Below are 19,771 nucleotides of genomic sequence, written 5' to 3'. Positions count from 1 at the left end.
AGCTACTCCAGCTGGGCCACCCACTGGCGGACGACGTCGGTGAAGTCGTCCATCGCCGCTTCGGCTGCCGCCCGGCTGGAAAAGGTCACCACTCCCCTGTTGCGCCCCGCCATGCGCAGCACTTTGCGCGGGTCGGTGACGGAGATTTCGCGGTGGTCGGGCTTCGGCCTGGCACCGGTATGCAGGACAACCTGGATATTCTCCGGGCGGCGCAGGCTGAAGGTGGCAAAGTCATCACGCAGGGCAAAATTCGGAGCGCCCCATTTGATGTTTTCGTGGATCCGGGGATCCACGGAGAGAATGGCCGCACGAAGGTGCCGCACCACGGAGGACATCGGGTGGTCCAGGGCTGCCAGGTAATCCGTCAGCTCTTCTGGTTCTGCGGGTTCCATGCGGACAATCTGGCACCGCGCCGCGCCGGTGTCCACAGTAAGGGGCCACCGGCGGCGCCCCGGGAGCTAGATGCTGGTGCGGTGGAAGTTCTGGTAGCTGCGCGACGCCGTCGGGCCCCGCTGTCCCTGGTAGCGGTTTCCGTAAGCGCCGGAGCCGTAGGCGTGCTCAGCGGGTGAAGACAGCCGGAAGAAGCACAGCTGGCCGATCTTCGAGCCGGGCCACAGCTTAATCGGCAGGGTAGCCATGTTGGAGAGTTCAAGGGTCACGTGGCCGGAGAAACCGGGGTCGATGAACCCTGCGGTCGAGTGCGTGAGCAGTCCAAGACGGCCCAGCGAGGATTTACCCTCGAGCCGGGCGGCGATGTCATCGGGGAGGGTGACCTGCTCATACGTCGAGCCGAGGACGAACTCGCCCGGATGCAGGATGAAGGGCTCATCCGGAGCCACCTCAACCAGCCGGGTGAGGTCCGGCTGGTCCAGGGACGGGTCGATGTGCGCGTACTTGTGGTTGTCGAATAGACGGAAGTAGCGGTCAATCCGTACGTCAACGCTTGAGGGCTGGACCATCGCCGGGTCGTAGGGATCGAGGACAATCCGTTCGTCGGCAATTTCGGCTCGAATGTCGCGGTCAGATATCAGCACCTTCTAAAAATAGCGCATCCTCATCCCTGCTTGATTTCCGTCCGGACGGCGTAGAGCTCAGGGAAAAACGTCAGGTCCAGGGCACTGCGCAGGAAGTGCGCACCCGAGGATCCACCAGTGCCCCGCTTCATGCCAATGGTGCGCTGCACGGTGAGCAGGTGGCGGAAGCGCCACAGCTGGAAATTGTCCTCCAGGTCCACCAGCTCCTCGCAGGCCTCGTAAATGTCCCAGTTCTCTGCCGGGTGCTCATACACGTGGCGGAATATGTCCATCAGCGCCGCGTTGAAGACGTGCGCCTGCGTGACGTCCCGTTCCAGGAGCTCCTGCGGCACCTCGTAGCCGCGGCGCGCCAAAGCCGCGATGAACTCGTCGTACACGCTGGTGGCCGAGAGCAGCTCCGCAAGCAGTGCCTGCGCCTCCCGGTCTGAACGGAACACCTCCAGCATGGCCGCGTTCTTGTTGCCGAGCAGGAACTCCACGGCACGGTACTGGTAGGACTGGAAACCGGAGGAAGCACCAAGTTCGCCGCGGAACCCGGCGTACTCCGACGGCGTCAGCGTTGCCAGCACGGACCACTGCTCGGTCAGCGAGCGCTGGATGTGCTTGATGCGGGCAATGCCTTTCATGGCCGAGCGCAGGTCATCGGCCATGAGCCGCGTCCGCACGCCCCTGAGTTCGTGCAGCACCAGTTTGAGCCACAGTTCCGAGGTCTGGTGCTGGATGATGAACAGCATCTCGTCATGGTGGCTGCTGACCGGATGCTGGGCGGAGAGCAGCTCGTCCAGGCCCAGGTAGGATCCGTAGCTCATTTTCCGGCTGAAATCGCGCTCGATTCCCGGTTCCAGGTCCCTTGTATTCCGGTCTACGCTCATCGGTGCTCCATGTGTGGCTGGTGATTGGGCCCATGCCCTGAGTACTGCGGTGCTGGCATTCACGGTAGCCGCAGCACCGTGGCAACGGCTTCTGCGCCACGGCCGGGCTGTGGAAGACTGGCGGTTTATGCATCCGACCCTCCAGAGGAGGTCCCCTTGGACAACGGCACCGAGAACAGCAACACCGGCATGGACGGCACCGCAGAGGAAACCGGCGCTGCAGCTTCCCGGCCCAGCGCCCCTGAGCCCGCCACGGCGCTGGAAGAAGCCATCGTTTCCGGCCAGTCCGGTGCAATCAGCAACCAGGATGTCATCACAGCCATCTGGAATTCTGAACTGCTCAGCGTCGGCCGGCTGACTGTGGAGGATGACCCGGCAAGCTTCCAGGCGCTGGTGCTTAAGTCCCCAGAGGGCGCGGCTCCTGTCGCTGCAACCTTTACCGATGCGCAGCGGATCCCGCAGCGGATCCGCGACACTGCTCCCATCATGGTCAAGGCATCCGGCGAGGCTACGCTGCGCAGCATCGCCCCGGGCTACGGCCTGGCCATCAATCCCGGAAATTCGCTGGGTCTGGAGCTTGGCCCGGAAGGTGTCCAGGCCGTCGTCGCCGCCTTCGGGGGCGTGGCCGGTGAGGAGACGGACTCCTCCGAAGCCTAGCCCCGGGCCGCGGGCGGAAGCCTCCGTACAGGTTGCCCTTTGGCCAAGACGGCCTCGTTTTTCCGGCCCCGGCCTTGCTGTGGGGGTGGCGGCGTCTACTCTGAGGAAACTCACTACAGATGGAGGGCTGTAACGTGACCTGTTTCCCGGCTTCCCCAACGAACTGCTCAATAGTTCCGCCGTATCTGCTCTCCCGGATCGCGGAACGTCCCGACCGGCTCGCTGCTGCCGCCGAGGCTGCCCGGCGTACGCTCATGGAGTTCAGCTCCGTGGCGGAAACCAGGCAGCTCGGCCGCACTGCGAAGGCGCCGTCGTCCGGCACCGCCTTCAGCCCCAAGCTCCGCCGTACGGTCTACGACGCCATGCAGCGGCAGGAACTGCCCGGCAGGGAGGTGCGCGCGGAGGGCTCGGCTTCGACGGGGGATCCCGCCGTCGACGAAACCTATGACGGGCTGGGAGCCACCTATGCCCTGTATGAGGACGCCTATGGGCGGTCCTCCGTGGACGGGGCAGGGCAGCCGCTCCTGGCCACCGTCCACTACGGACACGACTACGACAATGCGTTCTGGGACGGAGCGCAGATGGTCCTGGGGGACGGGGATGGCGAAGTATTCGAACGGTTCAGCAAATCGCTGACGGTGATCGGCCACGAACTGACTCACGGCGTCATCCAGTACACAGCCAAGCTGGTGTACCAGGACCAGGCCGGCGCGCTGAACGAATCGGTAGCGGATGTCTTCGGCAGCCTGGTGGAGCAGAAGCTCCTCGGACAAACCGCCGCGGACGCCTCCTGGCTGGTTGGCGAAGGCCTCTTCACGCCGGAGGTCAGCGGCTCCGCCCTCAGGTCCCTGGCCGCTCCGGGAACGGCGTACGACGACGACGTGCTGGGCAAGGATCCGCAGCCTGCGGACATGTCCGGTTACATAGAAACCACCTCGGACAACGGCGGCGTGCACCTGAACTCGGGAATCCCGAACCACGCCTTCTATCTCGCCTCCGTGCGGCTGGGCGGCTATGCCTGGGAACGCGCAGGCCAGATCTGGTACGACACAATCACGGAGCCCAATTTCCCGGCGGACTGCACCTTCCCGGTTTTCGCTGCTGCCACGATTACGGCCGCTGAAAAGCGCTACGGGGCCGGGAGCGAAGAAAGTTCCGCTGTGCAGGCTGCATGGCAAGAGGTTAATGTCATGGTATGAGACTGGTTGTGGTGCGTACCGGAGGCATCGCTGGAATGCGGCGCACCTGGAGCAGCGAGGTGAGTTCCGAGGAGGCTGAGCAGCGCTGGCTTCCCCTGCTCCAGGAGCCGCCCGAGGAACCTGCCGGCGGTCAGGACCGATTCACGTATGAGATCAGGGTTGGCCAGCAGGCCGTCACCATTCCCGAGACGTCCCTCACCGGGCAGTGGCGGGAACTGGTGGAGCGTGCTCGGGACGGCGGAGAGGCCCGCCGGGCCTAGGATTGCCCCCCGCCGGTGGCCTCCCGGGACACCGCAAACAGCTTTGTGCTGCTGATGCGAAAGGCATGTAAAGTGGTTTCCTGTGCCGGTGCTTCACCGGCGCCGTGCGGGCGTAGCTCAATGGTAGAGCGCTAGCTTCCCAAGCTCGATACGCGGGTTCGATTCCCGTCGCCCGCTCCACCACAGGGAGAAAAGGCACCTCCGGCCCCAGGCCGGAGGTGCCTTTCTTTGCCGGATGGCAGACCACGTGCCGGGCGTACACTTGAACACGCTATGAACCGCAAAATGTTTAAGTCCAAGATCCACCGTGCCACCGTCACCCATTCCAACCTCCACTACGTAGGCTCCGTGACCGTGGACGAGGACCTGCTCGACGCAGCAGACATCCTTCCCGGTGAGCTGGTCTCGATCGTTGACGTGGACAACGGATCCCGGCTTGAAACCTACACAATCGCCGGCGAGCGCGGGTCCGGCGTTATCGGCATTAACGGCGCGGCCGCGCATCTGGTCAACATCGGGGACAAGGTCATCCTGATTACCTATGCGGACATGAGCACCGAAGAGGCGCGTGCCTATGTTCCCGCCGTCGTCCATGTGGACGGCAGCAACCGCATTATCGAACTCGGCACCGATCCAGCCGAGGCGGTCACCCCGGGCACACAGCGCCCGCCGTTCGCAGCTTCCCGGCACTGACCTACGGGTCCGCCACTTGGATTCCGGCGCCGGAGGCGGCGCCTGCACGCCCCTTCTACCCTCAGCGGACACGGTTAGATAACAGTTCGCTCCCCTCCCACCTGAGCTTTCACGGGTTTGCCCGCGGAACTGTGGCGTAATGCACCTTGTTGGGCATATGGTCGATCGAAAGGTTGCTGAGCTTCCTTTCGCGGAACATCACTGAAGTCCGTGCCTACGACGAGGTGGAGGCATATACCCATGCCACAAGGTGCAAAACATCACGGCAGACACCGGATAAGGAAGTCTGCAGCTGCGGGGTTCGCCCTCGCCGTCGGCGCCACCCTGCTGGCGGGCTGCAGTTCGGATTCCGGTTCCACGCCTACCCTGACGTGGTACATCAACCCGGATGACGGCGGACAGGCCGAACTGGCGAAGCGCTGCACTGACGCTTCGAACGGGGAGTACACCATCGAGACTTCCCTGCTTCCCAACGATGCCCCGTCGCAGCGGGAGCAGCTGGCGCGGCGGCTCGCCGCCGGTGACACCAGCATGGACATCATGAGCCTGGATCCGCCCAACGTGCCCGAATACGCAGAACCGGGCTACCTGGCTCCCATTCCCGATGATGTGCGCGAACGCACCACCGCCAACGTTCTTGAGGGCGCCCTTGCGGGCGCCACCTGGAAGGACGAGGTTGTCGCCGTACCGTTCTGGGCAAACACCCAGATCCTCTGGTACCGCAAGTCCGTAGCCGAGGCAGCGGGACTGGACATGAGCCAGCCCGTCACCTGGGACCAGCTGATGGAAGCCGTGGCCAGCCAGGACAAGTACCTGAGCGTGCAGGGTGCCCGGGCCGAGTCGATGACCGTCTGGGTGAACGCAATGATCGAATCGGCCGGTGGGCAGATCGTGGAGAACCCGGACGCTTCCGCCGACGAGATCCGGCTGGGCATCGATTCCGATGCCGGCAAGAAGGCTGCGGAGATCGTCTCGAAGATTGGCAAGGACGGACTCGGCGGCCCGGGCCTGCCCACCCAGACCGAGAACTTCTCAATGATCCAGTTCCAGGGTGACAAGGGCGCCTTCATGGTCAACTACCCGTTCGTCTGGCCCGCCACCAATGCGGCCGTCGAGGAAGGGTCCCTGCCCGCTTCCCTGATCGACGACATTGGGTGGGCCCTCTACCCGCAGGTCAACGAGGGAGAGGAAACCGCTCCCCCGCTGGGCGGCATCAACCTGGGCGTCGGTTCCAAGAGCAAGCACCCGGACCTGGCGTACAAGGCAATCGAGTGCATCGTCAGCCCCGAAAACCAGGCCTACTACTTCGCATCGAACGGCAACCCGCCGTCCAACCCGGACGCCTACAACGATCCGGAAGTCGTTGACACCTTCCCCATGGCCGGAACCATCCGTGAATCGCTGGACCTGGCCAAACCCCGCCCGCAGACTCCGTACTACAACGAAATCTCCACCGGCATCCAGCAGACCTGGACGCCGCCGCAGGACGTCAATCCGGACACCACCCCGGGAACCAGCCAGCAGTTCATTCTTGAGGTCCTGAAGGGAGAGAGGCTGCTATGAGTACGTCAGTGGAAACACGTGCCGCCGCCGGCGACAGCCCCAAAGGGCGCAAACCCGGGCTGAGCGACAGGGCCAGGGCTGAACGGCGGCTTGGATTCTGGCTTGCCGGCCCCGCGTTCATCATCATGCTGGCCGTGACTGCCTACCCGATCCTGCTGGCTCTGTGGGACTCCCTCTTCAAGTACCGCCTCACAGCGCCGGATGACAGGCAGTTCGTCTTCCTGAGCAACTACGCCACCATCCTTACGGACGAAGTGTTCTGGCGGGACCTGCGGGTGACCGTGCTCATCACGGTGGTCACCGTGATCATCGAGCTGATCCTCGGGTTCGCCCTGGCCATGGTCATGAACAGCGCACTGAAAGCCGTCCGCGGCTGGCTGCGGACGGCCATCCTGGTGCCCTACGGCATCATCACCGTGGTGTCGGCCTTCGCCTGGTTCTACGCCTTCGACATCAACTCCGGGTACGTGAACCACTGGTTCAGCTGGGTCCCGGGCATCAGCACGGACCTGAACTGGTTCGCGGACTTCGGCACCGCCATCACCGTGATCATGGCTTCGGAGATTTGGAAGACGACGCCGTTCATCTCGCTGCTCCTGCTGGCCGGACTTGCGCAGGTTCCGGGGGAACTGACGGAAGCGGCGGAAGTCGACGGCGCCACCTGGTGGCAGCGCTTCACGCGGGTGATCGTGCCGAACATGAAGGCCGCCATCATGGTGGCAGTCCTGTTCCGCGCATTGGACGCTTTCCGCATCTTCGACAACGTTTACATCATGACCAAGGGAGCGTACGGCACTGAGACGCTGTCCCTCCTGGCCTACCGCACATCCATTACCCGGTTGGAGATCGGCATGGGTTCGGCGGTTTCCGTCCTGCTGTTCCTCTGCGTCATCCTGATTTGCTTCATCGCAATCAAACTCTTCAAGGTGGACCTGACCGGCGCACGAGGGGGCAACTAAATGGAATCGTCACCGATACGCAGGCGCATCACCTGGACCATCATTTCCATCCTGGTGATCGTCTACGCACTGTTCCCCGTCGCATCCATCTTCGCGACGTCGTTCAAGCTCCCAAGCGATCTCACCTCCGGCACGTTCCTGCCGACCACCTGGTCCACGGTGAACTACGAACAGATCCTGGTTGGAGACGCCCAGGAACTGTTCCTCTCCGCGCTGCGGAACTCGATCGGCATTTCGCTGATCGCCACGTTCATCGCCGTCGTGCTGGCCACACTCTGTGCCTACGCCATTGCCCGGCTGGACTTCCCCGGCAAGAAGCTCGTGCTGACCACCGCACTCGGCGTCTCGATCTTCCCGGTCATCTCGATCGTGACCCCGCTGTTCAACCTCTGGCGGAACATCGGCCTCTATGACACATGGCTCGGGTTGATCATCCCCTACCTCTCCCTCACCCTGCCCATCTCCATCTGGACCCTGGCTGCGTTCTTCCGCCAGATTCCCTGGGAGCTGGAGCAGGCAGCGCAGGTCGACGGCGCCACCACCTGGCAGGCGTTCCGGAAGGCGATCGTTCCGCTCGCCGCCCCCGGCGTCTTTACGACGGCAATCATCGCGTTCTTCATTGCCTGGAATGACTTCGTGTACGGGATTTCGCTTACTTCAACCTCAGCTGCACGGCCGGTGCCTGCGGCTCTGGCCTTCTTCACCGGCGCTTCCCAGTTCGAAGCGCCAACCGGAGCAATTTCCGCAGCCGCGATCATTGTGACCATCCCGGTCGTTGTGCTTGTACTGCTGTTCCAGCGACAGATCGTTTCCGGACTAACCCAGGGCGCCGTCAAGGGCTAGCCCCAGACGCACGGTACTAGAAAAGGAGCCAGGAGCATGGCATCTATTACGCTCAACCATCTCGTCAAGAAGTACGGGGACGGCTTCCCGGCTGTCAACGACATCAGCCTGGACATTGCCGACGGTGAGTTCATCATCCTGGTGGGCCCCTCCGGCTGCGGCAAGTCGACCCTGCTTCGGATGATCGTGGGCCTGGAGGACATCACCTCCGGTGACCTGCTGATCAACGGGGAGCGCGTCAATGACAAGGCTCCGCGTGACCGGAACCTTGCCATGGTGTTCCAGAACTATGCCCTGTACCCGCACCTCACGGTGTTCGAGAACATCGCGTTCCCCCTCCGGCTGAACAAGGGGAAGTACAGCGATGAGGAAGTGAAGAGGCTGGTCAACGACGCAGCCGCCACCCTCGAGCTGACCGAGCACCTGGACCGCAAGCCCGCCAACCTCTCCGGCGGGCAGCGGCAGCGTGTGGCCATGGGCCGCGCGATCGTCCGCCAGGCAGACGCGTTCCTGTTCGATGAACCGTTGTCCAACCTGGATGCCAAGCTCCGCGGGCAGATGCGTTCGGAGATCTCGCAGATGCAGCGCCGCCTGGGCGTCACCAGCATCTACGTCACCCACGACCAGACCGAAGCCATGACCCTGGGTGACCGGGTGGCCGTACTGAAAAAGGGAATCCTGCAGCAGGTAGCTTCGCCGCGGGAACTCTACGAGCAGCCGGTCAACCTGTTCGTTGCCGGCTTCATCGGATCGCCGTCGATGAACTTCCTTCCGGCCACCATCAAGGAGGGCAACGTCCTTGAAACTGCCGTGGGAGACATCCGGATCCCCGAAGACAAGGCCGCCAAGGCCGCGGGCAAGAAGGTAGTCCTGGTGGGTATCCGGCCGGAATTCTTCGAGGACGCGTCCCTTGTTGAGGGGGACAAGAAGGCCCACGGATCCACCTTTACCGCGCCGATCACCCATACCGAGTGGCTGGGCAACGAACAGTACGGCTACATCCATTTCGACCCGACGCCGGAAGTCCGCGAGCTGCTGGACAACCTGGCCCGGGACATGGACGCTGACGAGCTCCGTCCGCAGATTGTGGTGACGCTCGACGCCGCCAGCCGGGTACGCGGCGGACGCGAGGCAGAGCTCTGGCTGGACACCCGGAAGATCCATATCTTCGATCCGGAGACCGGCGAGAACCTGACCCGCGACCCCGAGGCGGGGGCGGAACTCACCGAGGAAGCCAACGAGCGTCGGGCCGAAGAGATCGCCATGGCACGCGAGGATGTTCGGGAAGCGGCAGGCACCGCCGCAGACTCCTAGCCGTCCCGCAGCCGGCCGGAGGAACCGCAGCACGCGGGCCCTCCGGTCGGTTGCGCACGGAAACGGCAGGTAACGTAAGAGCGTGCAGGCATCATCACCGGTAATCAAGGCAGTCACTATCTGGCTCACTGCCCTCATGCTCTCCATCGCGGCCGCCGTCGTCGTGATCTGGCTCGTGAACGCCAAGGTCTACGGGCCGGCAAAGCAGGTGGAGAACTACTTCCAGGCGCTCCAGGACGGAGACGGCGCTCTGGCCCTTGGAATCCTCAACGCGGAGGTGCCGGAGGCAAACGCTGCCCTGCTGGACGCGGACGCACTGCGTGCCTCCACTGAAGGCCTTGAGGTGCTCGGCATGGAGGAGGTCTCCACGTCCATGGACGGGCGCACCAACGTGGTGGTGAACTACCGGCTTGACGGCGCCGAGCAGCAGTCCACCTTCGAGCTGGAGCAGACCGGCACCCGGTGGATGTTCTTCGACGAGTGGTCTTTCCGGCCGCAGGACCTGCCCACCGTGCGCGTCAACGCGCCCAACCAAAACGAGGCGCAGCTGAACGGAGCCCGGGTCCTGCTGCCCGAGGGCAGCAACACCTTCGCCGCGTTCTACCCCTCGCGGGTGGCGGCCTCCTACACCAGCGGGTACTTCGAGGCACCGGAGCAGTCCGCTGTCCTGGCCGGGCCGGGCGACTCAGTGGACCTGACGCTGCGCAGCCAGGCTACCGAGGAACTGGTCAAGACGGTTGATGCCCGGGTGCGCGAGTTCCTGGACAACTGCGCCGGCGAGCAGAACCGCCTGGCACCTCCGGGCTGCCCGTTCTACCACCTCACGGACAACCGCGTGGAGCCCCCCATCACCTGGGAGATCCTGGAGTACCCCACGGTGGAGATTTCTCCGGCTGACGGCCACTGGGTACTGGCCCCGCTGCAGGGCAAGGCCCGCGTGAGCGCCACCCAGACCGATCTCTTCTCAGGCGCGCAGAGCCCGCTCATTGAGGAGAAGGACTTCACCTTCGGCGCCCGGCTCTCCGTGACCGACGCCGGAGTGTCGCTGACCGCCGTCATCGATTAGCTCCCCCCACACACAAACGAGATAACAGAAACTGCCCGTATCCGGCCGGATACGGGCAGTTTCTGTTATCTCGATGGTGGTTAGTCGAGGCCGCGGAGGTCCAGGGTCAGTTCCGTTTCGCCGCCGGCCTGCATCACCACGGGGATCCCCCAGTCCTGCTGGTACAGGTGGCAGGCGGCGTGGTCCGGGATTTCTCCGCCTGGTTCACCGTCGCAGGCCGCAGCGCGGGCGGTGATGTGCAGGACTCCCTCGGCAACGGAATCGGAAAGCACCAGTTCACGGACCAGTCCGACGGCGGTTCCCCCGCCCGAAACCAGCAGCTCCTCCGGGGAGGAAGAGATCTTCAGCTGGGTAGGGTCTCCCCACCGGTCATCAAGCTTCTGTCCCTTGGGCGCGGCGAAGCGGACGGTAAGGCCCAGCGCGCCAGGTGCCATGGGAGTCTTCGGCCGCTGGGTCTGCCGGGCCCCTTCATCCACGGACTGCGCTTCCTTGGGGATCGGCAGCCGGACCAGCTGGTGCTTGTTGGCCTCCACAACCACCAGGAGCGGCTCGTCGGACGTCGAGTCCACTAGGACTCCCGAGGGCTCTGCGAGGCCGCGGGTGAGGGTGGAAACGGTCTTCGTCGCCGGGTCATAGCGGCGCACGGCGCCGTTGTAGGTGTCGGCGATCGCCACGGAGCCGTCCGGGAGGACAGCGACTCCCAGCGGGTGCTGGAGCCGTGCCTCGGAAGCGTCGCCGTCGCGGAAGCCGAAGTCGAACAGCCCGGCGCCGACGGCGGTGTCCACCGTGACGGCGGGCTTGCCTGCGGCGGAGGTGTCGAAGCGGAGCCGGCGCAGTGCGGACGTCTCGGAGTCGGCGACCCAGATGCTGCCTTCAGCGTCCTGGGCGAAGCCGGAGGACTGGGCGAACCAGGCGGCGTCGCCGTCGCCGTCGAGCAGGCCTTCAAGGCCGGTTCCGGCCAGGATGGACAGCGCGCCGGTGGCGGGGTCGAAGGCGAAGATCTGGTGGGTGCCGGCCATGGCCACCACGGCCTGGCCCAGCGCGGTGGACCACAGCACATCCCACGGAGAGGACAGCGAGGTCCCCAGCGGATCGGTTCCCAGGTCCGTGGACGCGGGGGCGGTCTGGTTCTCAGCGTCAAGCAGCCGCTGGATCCCGTTTCCGGCCACGGTGGTGACGGCTCCGGTGGCCAGGTTCACGCCGCGCAGGCGGTGGTTGACGGTGTCAGCAACCAGCACGTCGTAGTCGAGGGTCTCTGCGACGGCCGCGGGGAGCACGGTCAGGCCCTGCGGTTCGTTGAACCTGGCCGTACCGGCGTCGCCGTCGCGCCAGCCTTTGGTGCCTTCACCAATGACCCGGCGCACCGTGGAGAGGTCCGCTTCCAGTTCCACTAGGCGGTGGTGGCCGGTGTCCGTGACCAGGAAGGTTCCTTCCGGCAGGGCTACCGCCTTGCCCGGGAAGCGCAGGTCTCCGGAGGTTACCTCTGCCGGCACGTACGGGCCGTCGCCGCGGTGCAGGGTGCCCTTGGCTTCGTGCTCAGCCACCAGCTCAGCAACCAGGGACTCCAGGCCGGCTGCGTGGCCTTCGCCGGAGAGGTGGGCCACGATGTAACCCTCGGGGTCAATGACCACCAGGGTGGGCCAGGCACGGGCCGTGTAGGCCTGCCAGGTGGCCAGTTCCGGGTCATCGAGGACGGGGTGGTGGATTTCGTAGCGTTCGACGGCGGCAGCAAGTGCCACCGGATCGGCCTCATGCTCGAACTTGGGCGAATGGACGCCCACGGTCACCAGGACGTCGGAGTACTTCTCCTCCAGCGGCCGCAGCTCATCCAGGACGTGGAGGCAATTGATGCAGCAGAAAGTCCAGAAGTCCAGCAGGACGATCTTGCCGCGGAGGTCTTCCAGCCCCAGCTGCTTCCCGCCCGTGTTGAGCCAGTTGCGGCCTTCCAGCTCGGAGGCCCGGACGCGGTATCCGGCGCGCACCGTTTCAGTCATCTGCGTTCTCCTTGGTCTGTCCTAGCATCACGTTCGGCCAGCTGGGCGAACATATTGTTGTAAGCCGTAAGTTCAGCATCGTTATTCCGTTCGGCCGCACGGTCTTTGCGTTTTGTTTCACGTGCATCCGTCCGGGACCACTGGAGAGCGACGCCAATCGCCACCAGGACCGTGGGAACTTCGCCGATTCCCCACATGATTGCTCCACCCAACTGCTGGTCTTCCAGGGCGCTGACGCCCCAGTCACGGCCCATGTTGCCGAAGTAGGACGCCTGGATCAGCGAGGTCTGGCCCATCACCGCCACACCGAAGAACGCGTGGAATGCCATGGTGGCCAGCAGGATGACCAGGCGCAGCGGGTACGGCGCCCGGCTGGGCAGCGGATCGATCCCGATCATGGTCAGGATGAAGATGTAGCCGGTGAGCAGGAAGTGCAGCACCATCAGCTCATGGCCCACGTGCTCGCGCAGCGCGAAGCCAAAGAGGTCCGAGTAGTAGAAAATCACAATGGAGCCGGCGAAGTTCACTGCCGCGAAGATCGGGTTGGTAATGATCTTCGAGTACCGCGAATGCACCCCGATCAGGATCCATTCACGCAGGCCGCGGCTGCCGTCCCGGCGCGGGGTCAGGGCCTTGAGTGCCAGGGTGACGGGCGCTCCGAGAACCAGGAACAGGGGCACCACCATGGTCAGGGCCATGTGGCCAAGCATGTGCGTGCTGAAGAGCACCATGCCGTACACGGCGGGCGCACCTGAGGTGACGTAGGTCAGCGCAACAAGGCCAACCAGCCAGCACAGCGTCCGGACCAGGGACCATTTGTCTCCCCGGCGGCGCACTTTGATGACTCCAAGCACGTACGCGACGCCGATGGTCACTGTGATCGCGACCCACAGCCAGTCGAAGCGCCACTCGGTGAGGAATCGCTCAGCGGTCAGCTCGGGCGGCAGGTCGTACCCGGTGAGGATACGGGCCGGGGAAGCGTTCGGCGGCAGTTCCTCCGGCCGCGGCGGGGCCGTGCGTGCAAGTGCCGCGGCAACGCCGGAAATGGCCCCCATGATGAGCAGTTCCACGCCGACGAGCTGCCACAGCACCCTGCGGGCACTCATGGAGCGTGGTGTCTCCGCTGAGGTCCCCTTGGTGGACCCTGCCGCCTGGACCGGCAGCTGCGGGATGATCCAGCGCCGGTGCAGGAAACCGAAGACGCCCAGCACCAGCGTGGCCGCTACCTTGAAGAGCACCAGGGCACCCCAGCGTGAATCGAGCTGCTCCAGGGACGTGATCCGCAGTGAGGCGTTAACCAGGCCGGAAAGGGAAACCAGGACAAAGCCGAAACCGGCCAGTGCCGAGAACCGGCGCAGCACCACCCCGATGATGTCGCCAAGCTGCCTGGCTATGACGACGAGGACGATGAGCCCGCCGATCCACACACAGACGCCAATGAGGTGCAGCCCGATCGAGTTCACGGCGGCACTGTGGTCATCACCGCCGGCCGCGTGGCCCACCAGTGCCATGGGCAGCAGTCCGCCGGCAGCAAGTATCAGCGTGAGGGCCAGGCCCGTGAGGGAACGGACACCGAACGTCAGGGTAGTCACGACGGCGGCAATAATGCTCACTGCCAGCCAGGCGCGTCCGGTGGCGAAATCGGTGAGGAAGGATGCGAGCCCTTCGGTATAGGACGGGTCCGGGCTCAGCGGCAGGCCGGAGACATCCGAGTAGGTGAACAGCATGACCACGATGGCGGACAGTGTCCACAGCGCGGCGGCGCCGGAGGCGAGGTACATGGCCTGCGTGAACGCAGGATGCTCGGGACGAGTCTCCCGTTCGCCTTTGCCGGGGCGGGGTCCGGTGTGCTTGGGAAGTATGAAAACGGCGAACACCAGGGCGCCGATGACTGCCGCGACGGCACCGTTCTGCAGCGCCTTGGCGATGGGCAGCCCCCAGCGGGTCAGCGCACCGGGGTCCGAGAGCTGGGACGCCGCGGCGGCACCCGTGAACAGCAGCGCAACGCCCAGGGCGAGAACCATGACACCGGCGGCAGCAGCCAGCCAGCCGTTGCGGGCCGGGTGTCCGGCTTCGGACGCCGATCCGGCAGGACGGCCCGGTGAGGTGTTCTGGGTCTTGGCAGAGTTTGGCACGGTATCCATTCTCTACCCCTTGTAAAAATTGGGCCAATCCCGGCCGCTGGTTGGACCAGCCTGCGGGGCCCGGGAACACGGGAGGCCGGCACCATCCGGTACCGGCCTCTCGGGAAAGCGAGAATACTACTTCTTGGCGACAGCAGCCTTCAGCTTGGAGCCTGCGGTCAGCTTGACGCTGTGGCCGGCCGGGATCTGGATGGTTTCGCCGGTCTGCGGGTTGCGGCCCTGGCGAGCTGCACGGTCGGTGCGCTCAACAGCAAGCCAGCCCGGGATGGTGATCTTTTCGCCGTTGGCAACGGAAGTGGCGAAGATGTCGAAGACAGCGTCGAGCACGCCGTTAACGGCGGTCTGGCTGTTGCCGGACTTCTCTGCGACAGCGGCAACAAGTTCACTGCGGTTCATAGCCAATTTATGTCCTCCTGGACTCTGGTGTTTAGCGCGAGCGGTTCACGGATGCGTAACCGCCTCTGTTCGAAAACTTACCAGCTTAGAAGCCTAAGTCACGCTGAAAACCCCGGTTTTTCGCGGTTTTTTCGGGTTTTTGGGCAAAATCCGGGGAGTTTTGGATGCAGTAAAGTGCCGGGCATGAAAAAAGGGCGGCAACCACGGGGGTTGCCGCCCTTTTCAGGCGTGGAAAGCGGAGCTTACCAGCTGGACTTCTTGATGCCGGGCAGTTCGCCGGCGTGAGCCATATCGCGGAAACGCACGCGGGAGATACCGAACTTCTGGAGGGTACCCCGGGGGCGGCCGTCAATCTGGTCGCGGTTGCGCAGGCGAACCGGGGAAGCGTTGCGGGGAAGCTTCTGCAGGCCGAGGCGTGCTGCTTCACGTGCTTCGTCGGTCGCGTTCGGGTCGACCAGGGTCTTCTTCAGTTCGAGGCGCTTGGCAGCGTAGCGCTCAACAACAACCTTGCGCTGCTCGTTGCGGGCAATCTTGGACTTCTTTGCCATTCTTAGCGCTCCTCACGGAATTCGACGTGCTGGCGGATCTTGGGGTCGTACTTCTTCAGAACCATGCGGTCCGGGTCGTTACGACGGTTCTTGCGGGTCACGTAGGTGTACCCGGTGCCGGCGGTCGACTTCAGCTTGATGATCGGACGAACGTCCTTGTCCTTAGCCACTAGAGCTTCACACCCTTCGCGAGGAGTTCGGTGACGACTGCGTCAATGCCGCGGACGTCGATCGTCTTGATGCCGCGGGCGGAAACCTGCAGCGTCACGTTGCGGCGCAGGGACGGAACCCAGTAGCGCTTCTTCTGAATATTCGGGTCGAACCGACGCTTGTTGCGGCGGTGCGAGTGCGAAATGCTGTGACCAAAGCCGGGAACAGCTCCGGTTACCTGGCAGTAAGCTGCCATGATCTCTCCTCCAGTTGTAGTAAATATGACGGTCCTCAAAAAACAAGCACCAGGCGATGCCGCCATGGCACCTGCAATAAAGAGCGTCCCGCCACCAGTTTTGACACCGTTATTACTGCGACTTTCCGGAGGTTGACCTGGCGGGGTGAGATCCAGCCGAAGTGCCTCGCCGCGGGGAAGACGGTGAAGTTCGTGCAGGCACAGCGGAAATCCACTGTGACAGCCTTCAATTCTAGGTTTATACGGGCGGCCACGCAAATGCCCTGGTCCCTGCTCTTGCGGGAAGGAACCAGATCACGGGCGCGACTTAACGCCTTCCTATCCTAAACGGTGCGGGCCCCTGGTCCAAACCGGCTAATCAGCGGAGGGCTTCTCCAGCGCTCCGGCGGCAGTCACGACGGCGATCCCGGTTTCCGGGTCCTCTTTCGCGCCGTCCAAATCAGTTGCGCCGCCCACCACGGCCCCGGAATCCACCACCATGTTCCGCAGCCGGGCGCCGCTGGTGACGCGCACTCCGTCCAGCAGCACACAGCCATGGATCTCGGCGCCGGGTTCAACATGGCAGTCCGGGCCCACCACGCTGCGGACAACTTTGCCGTCCACGCGCGAGCCGGGAGCCAGCAGGCTGGTTTCAACCTGCGCAGAGGCACCAACGAAAGCGGGCAGGCGGCGCGGGGTGGCGGAAAGGATGGGCCATGCCGGGTCGTCGAAGACCAAGCCGTGCCCTTCGAGCAGGTCCATGTGCGCCTGGTGGTAGCTCTCCGGCGTACCCATGTCCCGCCAGTAGCCGTCCAACCGGTGTTCGATGACCTTTTCGCGCTCCACGAGGTACGGCAGGAGCTGGTCTCCGTAGTCTTCCAGCTTGCCGTCGCGCTCCATGAGCTCCTCTAGGCTGCGCAGCAGAACTTCGGCGTCGTAGAGGAAGATTTCCGCCGCAACCAGGTCCGACTTGGGATCCTCGGGCTTGTATTCGAACCCGGTGACGGTGCCGTCCGCCACTTCGAGGACACCGTGCTCGGACGGCTCATGGCTGATCCGGTAGCTCACTACGGTGAGGGCGGCGGCCGCGGACGTGTGCGCGGCTATAACGTCCCGGTAATCCAGCCGGTACAGGTGGTCCGCGCTGAGGACCAGGACCAGGTCCGGATCATATTCGCGGATGTAGTCCACCTGGCGGTACAGGGCATCGGCATTGCCTTCGGCGAACCCCTCCCCCTCGGACCCCTGGTAGGGCGGAAGCACGCGCAGGCCGCCGTTGGTGCGGTCCAGGTCCCAGGGCCGTCCGCTGACCAGATGGTCATTCAGGGACTTCGGTTCGTACTGCTCCACGATCCAGACGTCGCTGAGTCCGGAGTTGTGCAGGTTCGAAAGCGGGATGTCGATGAGCCGGTAGGAACCGCCCACCGGCATGGCAGGCTTGGCCCGCGTGTCCGTGAGGCTTCCCAGCCTTCCTCCGGATCCCCCGGCAAGGATGATGGTCAGTATCCGCGGCTGGCGCATTCAGGTTCCTTCGGTTGGGGCGCCCGGACGGTCCGAGGCCGGATCGAGCAGGGTAAGGATTTTGGTGCCTACGCGGGTCAGGTCTTCCACGTCCCGGTCATCCAAGGCGTCGAAAACCGCTTCCCGGACAGTCTCCACATGCCCGGGGGCGAGTTCAACCAGGGCAGCCATGCCCTCTTCCGTGAGTGCCGCCGTCGTCACCCGTGCGTCCGTGGGGGACGGGAAGCGGCGCATCCAGCCGCGCGCCTCGAGTTTCTTCACGACGTGTGACAGGCGGGAGAGGGAAGCGTTGGAACGTGAGGCGAGTTCACTCATGGCCAGCTGCTGCCCCTCGGCCTCCGACGTCATGGCCAGCACGTGGTAGTCAAAAAGGGTGATCCGTGCCCGGCGGAAAAGATCGGCGTCGAGGGTTCCCGGCAGCCGCGTGGCGACGGCGTAGAGCGCCAGCCAGGCGCTGCGTTCCTCCGGGGTGAGCCACCGGCCGGACTGCTGTTCGGTCATGGGGCCAATTCTCTCACGTCACTTGAGCCTTCAAGCCTTGGATCAGGACCTGGCCGGCACCCTTCTCCATTCGGAAAGGGGTGCCGGCCAGGCATCCGGCTCTGCGCAGGAGCTAGCGAACCGCTTCCCGGTCCCCGGGCGCGGATGGTCCGCCTGCCTCGTCCGCTGAGTCGAACGGGAGCGAATCCAGGTCAAGCAGCGGGTTCTCGTCCTGCGTCGCAACCAGCTCGCGGGCCTCCTCTTCGGTGGCAACGCTCGGCATGGACCCGGGCATCGGGCGGCGCGCCGATTCCTTCATGATGCCGATGGCGACGGCTCCAATGGCCGAGGTTGCCATCAGGTAGTAGGCGGGCATCATGTCATCGCCGGTAAGGGTGATCAGGCCCTGCATGATCAGCGGAGCGGTACCGCCAAAGATCGCCACCGCGAAGTTGTAGGCAATGCCCATCGCTCCGTAGCGGCTGGCGGTGGGGAAGAGTGCCGGCAGGGCCGAGGCCAGGTTGGCAACGTAGAACGTCACCGGAATGGCGAGCAGGCCCAGTCCGAGCAGGGTGGTCCAGATGGGGCCCTGGTCAATGAGGACGAAGGCCGGGACGGCCAGCACGATGGTGCTTCCGGCGCCCATCCACAGCACCGGGCGCCTGCCGATCCGGTCCGAAAGGCGTCCGGTCAGCGGAATGCACAGGGCCATGGCTACCAGCACCGGGATGGTCAGCAGGGTGCCGTGGAGCGGATCGTAGCCCTTCGAATCGGTGAGGTAGGAAGGCATGTAGGACGTCAGGGCGTACCCGACGGTGTTCGCTGCGGCCACGAGGACCATGGCCAGCACGATCGGGCGCCAGTAGGTGCGGAAGATCCCAAAGGTTCCCTGCGCAACTGAATCCTTGTCCAGGTCCTTGCTGGCGGCGGAAGCGGCCTGCTCCTCCTGGGCGTCCAGGGTGGCCTGGAAAGCGGGGGATTCTTCGATCTTCAGGCGGAAGTAGATGGCAATGGCGCCAAGCGGTCCGGCGATCAGGAACGGGATCCGCCAGCCCCAGTCCAGCATGGTTTCTTCGCTGAGGGTCAGCTGCAGCGTTGAGACTGTCAGCGCGCCGAGGGCGAAGCCCATGTAGCTGCCGAGGTCCAGGATGCTGGCCAGGAAGCCGCGGCGCTTGTCCGGAGCGTATTCCGAGACGAACGTGGTAGCGCCTGCGTACTCACCACCGGTGCTGAAGCCCTGCAGGAGCTTCATGAGGACCAGCAGCACAGGTGCGGCCATGCCAATCTGGGCATAACCCGGCAGCAGGCCAATGACGAACGTGGACGCCGCCATCATGATCAGCGTGGCGGCCAGCGTCTTCTGCCGGCCAATCCGGTCTCCGATGCGCCCGAAGACGACGCCGCCCAGCGGGCGGGCAACGAAGGTCGCCGCGAACACGCCCAGGCTGAAGAGCAGCTGGGCGGCGGGGTCGGCGTCGGAAAGGAAGACGGCGCCCATGGTGACGGCCAGGTAGCCGTACACGCCGATGTCGAACCATTCCATGGTGTTGCCGACGACGGTGCCTCCGACGGCTTTCTTCATCATCGAATGATCAACTACGTTGACGTCTTCTACCTCGAGCCGGCGGCGGCGAAGCGGGTTGCGCTTCGGTTTGCGGGCCGCAGCGCCCGGGAGTGAACCGGGCGGAGCGGTGCTCGAATCAGGTGCTTCCTGCTGCATTTGGGCCTTTTCTCTAGAGGTCATCTGCTGAGGGGTGGTGCATCCCTGCACGCCGGCAGCGGGCCGGCAGACCCATAAGTCTAGAAAAACGGGCGGCTATTCCCGAATCGTAAGGGTGCTTAT

21 protein-coding genes and 1 tRNA gene are annotated in these 19,771 nt (G+C 64.4%); 10 read left to right on the top strand and 12 right to left on the bottom strand.

Going from position 1 to position 19,771, the window contains the following annotated elements:
• Window positions 1-2: 2 nt before the first annotated feature.
• The 3 genes from ACSLGO_RS00510 to ACSLGO_RS00500 all read right to left on the bottom strand — a co-directional run bounded on the left by ACSLGO_RS00510 (window position 3) and on the right by ACSLGO_RS00500 (window position 1,906).
• Window positions 3-392 (bottom strand): DUF1801 domain-containing protein, encoded by a 390-nt coding sequence (locus ACSLGO_RS00510; protein ID WP_141653629.1) that lies wholly within the window; start codon window positions 390-392, stop codon window positions 3-5.
• 66 nt (window positions 393-458) lie between these two features.
• Window positions 459-1,034 carry a dCTP deaminase gene (gene dcd / locus ACSLGO_RS00505; protein WP_091601757.1) on the bottom strand — a complete coding sequence of 192 codons (576 nt, stop codon included), beginning with the start codon at window positions 1,032-1,034 and terminating at the stop codon, window positions 459-461.
• Window positions 1,035-1,054: 20 nt separating this feature from the next.
• Window positions 1,055-1,906, bottom strand: a complete 852-nt coding sequence (locus ACSLGO_RS00500; protein ID WP_091601754.1) for a tryptophan 2,3-dioxygenase — start codon at window positions 1,904-1,906, stop codon at window positions 1,055-1,057.
• A 156-nt stretch (window positions 1,907-2,062) separates the two neighbouring features.
• Between ACSLGO_RS00500 and ACSLGO_RS00495 the strand changes: the two genes are divergently transcribed.
• The 10 genes from ACSLGO_RS00495 (at window position 2,063) to ACSLGO_RS00450 (ending at window position 10,460) form a co-directional block, all read left to right on the top strand.
• Window positions 2,063-2,563 carry an SseB family protein gene (locus tag ACSLGO_RS00495; protein ID WP_176697529.1) on the top strand — a complete coding sequence of 167 codons (501 nt, stop codon included), beginning with the start codon at window positions 2,063-2,065 and terminating at the stop codon, window positions 2,561-2,563.
• 134 nt (window positions 2,564-2,697) lie between these two features.
• Window positions 2,698-3,762: a M4 family metallopeptidase gene (locus ACSLGO_RS00490; RefSeq protein WP_377955228.1), complete on the top strand. Its 1,065-nt coding sequence runs from the start codon at window positions 2,698-2,700 to the stop codon at window positions 3,760-3,762.
• Window positions 3,759-4,022: a protealysin inhibitor emfourin gene (locus ACSLGO_RS00485; RefSeq protein WP_141653627.1), complete on the top strand. Its 264-nt coding sequence runs from the start codon at window positions 3,759-3,761 to the stop codon at window positions 4,020-4,022. The genes ACSLGO_RS00490 and ACSLGO_RS00485 overlap by 4 nt, the downstream gene beginning before the upstream one ends.
• A 106-nt stretch (window positions 4,023-4,128) precedes the next feature.
• Window positions 4,129-4,202, top strand: a tRNA-Gly gene (locus ACSLGO_RS00480).
• A gap of 93 nt (window positions 4,203-4,295) precedes the next feature.
• Window positions 4,296-4,715 carry an aspartate 1-decarboxylase gene (gene panD, locus ACSLGO_RS00475; protein WP_176697528.1) on the top strand — a complete coding sequence of 140 codons (420 nt, stop codon included), beginning with the start codon at window positions 4,296-4,298 and terminating at the stop codon, window positions 4,713-4,715.
• A 240-nt stretch (window positions 4,716-4,955) separates the two neighbouring features.
• Window positions 4,956-6,278 carry an extracellular solute-binding protein gene (locus ACSLGO_RS00470; RefSeq protein WP_377955226.1) on the top strand — a complete coding sequence of 441 codons (1,323 nt, stop codon included), beginning with the start codon at window positions 4,956-4,958 and terminating at the stop codon, window positions 6,276-6,278.
• The gene (locus ACSLGO_RS00465) at window positions 6,275-7,237 is read left to right on the top strand and encodes a carbohydrate ABC transporter permease (protein WP_436399691.1); all 963 of its coding nucleotides are present in this window, start codon (window positions 6,275-6,277) and stop codon (window positions 7,235-7,237) included. Before ACSLGO_RS00470 ends, ACSLGO_RS00465 begins: the two co-directional genes overlap by 4 nt.
• Window positions 7,238-8,080 carry a carbohydrate ABC transporter permease gene (locus tag ACSLGO_RS00460; RefSeq protein WP_091601739.1) on the top strand — a complete coding sequence of 281 codons (843 nt, stop codon included), beginning with the start codon at window positions 7,238-7,240 and terminating at the stop codon, window positions 8,078-8,080.
• Window positions 8,081-8,116: 36 nt separating this feature from the next.
• Window positions 8,117-9,394, top strand: a complete 1,278-nt coding sequence (locus ACSLGO_RS00455; RefSeq protein ID WP_091602212.1) for an ABC transporter ATP-binding protein — start codon at window positions 8,117-8,119, stop codon at window positions 9,392-9,394.
• Window positions 9,395-9,476: 82 nt separating this feature from the next.
• The gene (locus ACSLGO_RS00450) at window positions 9,477-10,460 is read left to right on the top strand and encodes a hypothetical protein (RefSeq protein WP_277664626.1); all 984 of its coding nucleotides are present in this window, start codon (window positions 9,477-9,479) and stop codon (window positions 10,458-10,460) included.
• 80 nt (window positions 10,461-10,540) lie between these two features.
• On the opposite strand, the gene ACSLGO_RS00445 is transcribed toward ACSLGO_RS00450, so the two are convergent.
• The 9 genes from ACSLGO_RS00445 to ACSLGO_RS00405 form a co-directional block, all read right to left on the bottom strand.
• Window positions 10,541-12,454, bottom strand: coding sequence for an NHL domain-containing thioredoxin family protein (locus ACSLGO_RS00445; protein ID WP_091601734.1), 1,914 nt, complete (start codon window positions 12,452-12,454; stop codon window positions 10,541-10,543).
• Window positions 12,451-14,598: a cytochrome c oxidase assembly protein gene (locus ACSLGO_RS00440; RefSeq protein WP_436399690.1), complete on the bottom strand. Its 2,148-nt coding sequence runs from the start codon at window positions 14,596-14,598 to the stop codon at window positions 12,451-12,453. The genes ACSLGO_RS00445 and ACSLGO_RS00440 overlap by 4 nt, the downstream gene beginning before the upstream one ends.
• A 117-nt stretch (window positions 14,599-14,715) precedes the next feature.
• A complete protein-coding gene (locus ACSLGO_RS00435) occupies window positions 14,716-15,000 on the bottom strand; it encodes an HU family DNA-binding protein (RefSeq protein ID WP_055239039.1) in 285 nt (94 codons plus the stop codon).
• A 236-nt stretch (window positions 15,001-15,236) separates the two neighbouring features.
• Window positions 15,237-15,542, bottom strand: a complete 306-nt coding sequence (gene rpsN, locus ACSLGO_RS00430; protein ID WP_055239038.1) for a 30S ribosomal protein S14 — start codon at window positions 15,540-15,542, stop codon at window positions 15,237-15,239.
• Window positions 15,543-15,544: 2 nt separating this feature from the next.
• Window positions 15,545-15,712 (bottom strand): 50S ribosomal protein L33, encoded by a 168-nt coding sequence (gene rpmG, locus ACSLGO_RS00425; RefSeq protein WP_013602737.1) that lies wholly within the window; start codon window positions 15,710-15,712, stop codon window positions 15,545-15,547.
• Window positions 15,712-15,948: a 50S ribosomal protein L28 gene (rpmB, locus tag ACSLGO_RS00420; protein ID WP_055239037.1), complete on the bottom strand. Its 237-nt coding sequence runs from the start codon at window positions 15,946-15,948 to the stop codon at window positions 15,712-15,714. Before rpmB ends, rpmG begins: the two co-directional genes overlap by 1 nt.
• A gap of 354 nt (window positions 15,949-16,302) precedes the next feature.
• Window positions 16,303-17,448 (bottom strand): glucose-1-phosphate adenylyltransferase family protein, encoded by a 1,146-nt coding sequence (locus ACSLGO_RS00415; protein ID WP_091601728.1) that lies wholly within the window; start codon window positions 17,446-17,448, stop codon window positions 16,303-16,305.
• Entirely contained in the window at window positions 17,449-17,949 is a 501-nt protein-coding gene (locus ACSLGO_RS00410) for a MarR family winged helix-turn-helix transcriptional regulator (protein ID WP_091601725.1), read from the bottom strand. It abuts the gene before it with no gap.
• A gap of 112 nt (window positions 17,950-18,061) precedes the next feature.
• The gene (locus ACSLGO_RS00405) at window positions 18,062-19,648 is read right to left on the bottom strand and encodes an MFS transporter (RefSeq protein ID WP_277664627.1); all 1,587 of its coding nucleotides are present in this window, start codon (window positions 19,646-19,648) and stop codon (window positions 18,062-18,064) included.
• Window positions 19,649-19,771 lie beyond the last annotated feature (123 nt).

This window comes from Arthrobacter sp. IK3 (genome assembly GCF_051337705.1).
GTDB classification, from domain to species: domain Bacteria; phylum Actinomycetota; class Actinomycetes; order Actinomycetales; family Micrococcaceae; genus Arthrobacter_B; species Arthrobacter_B koreensis.
The sequence above is the reverse complement of the archived record's forward strand: the minus strand, read 5'-3'. Positions and strand labels throughout refer to the sequence as shown.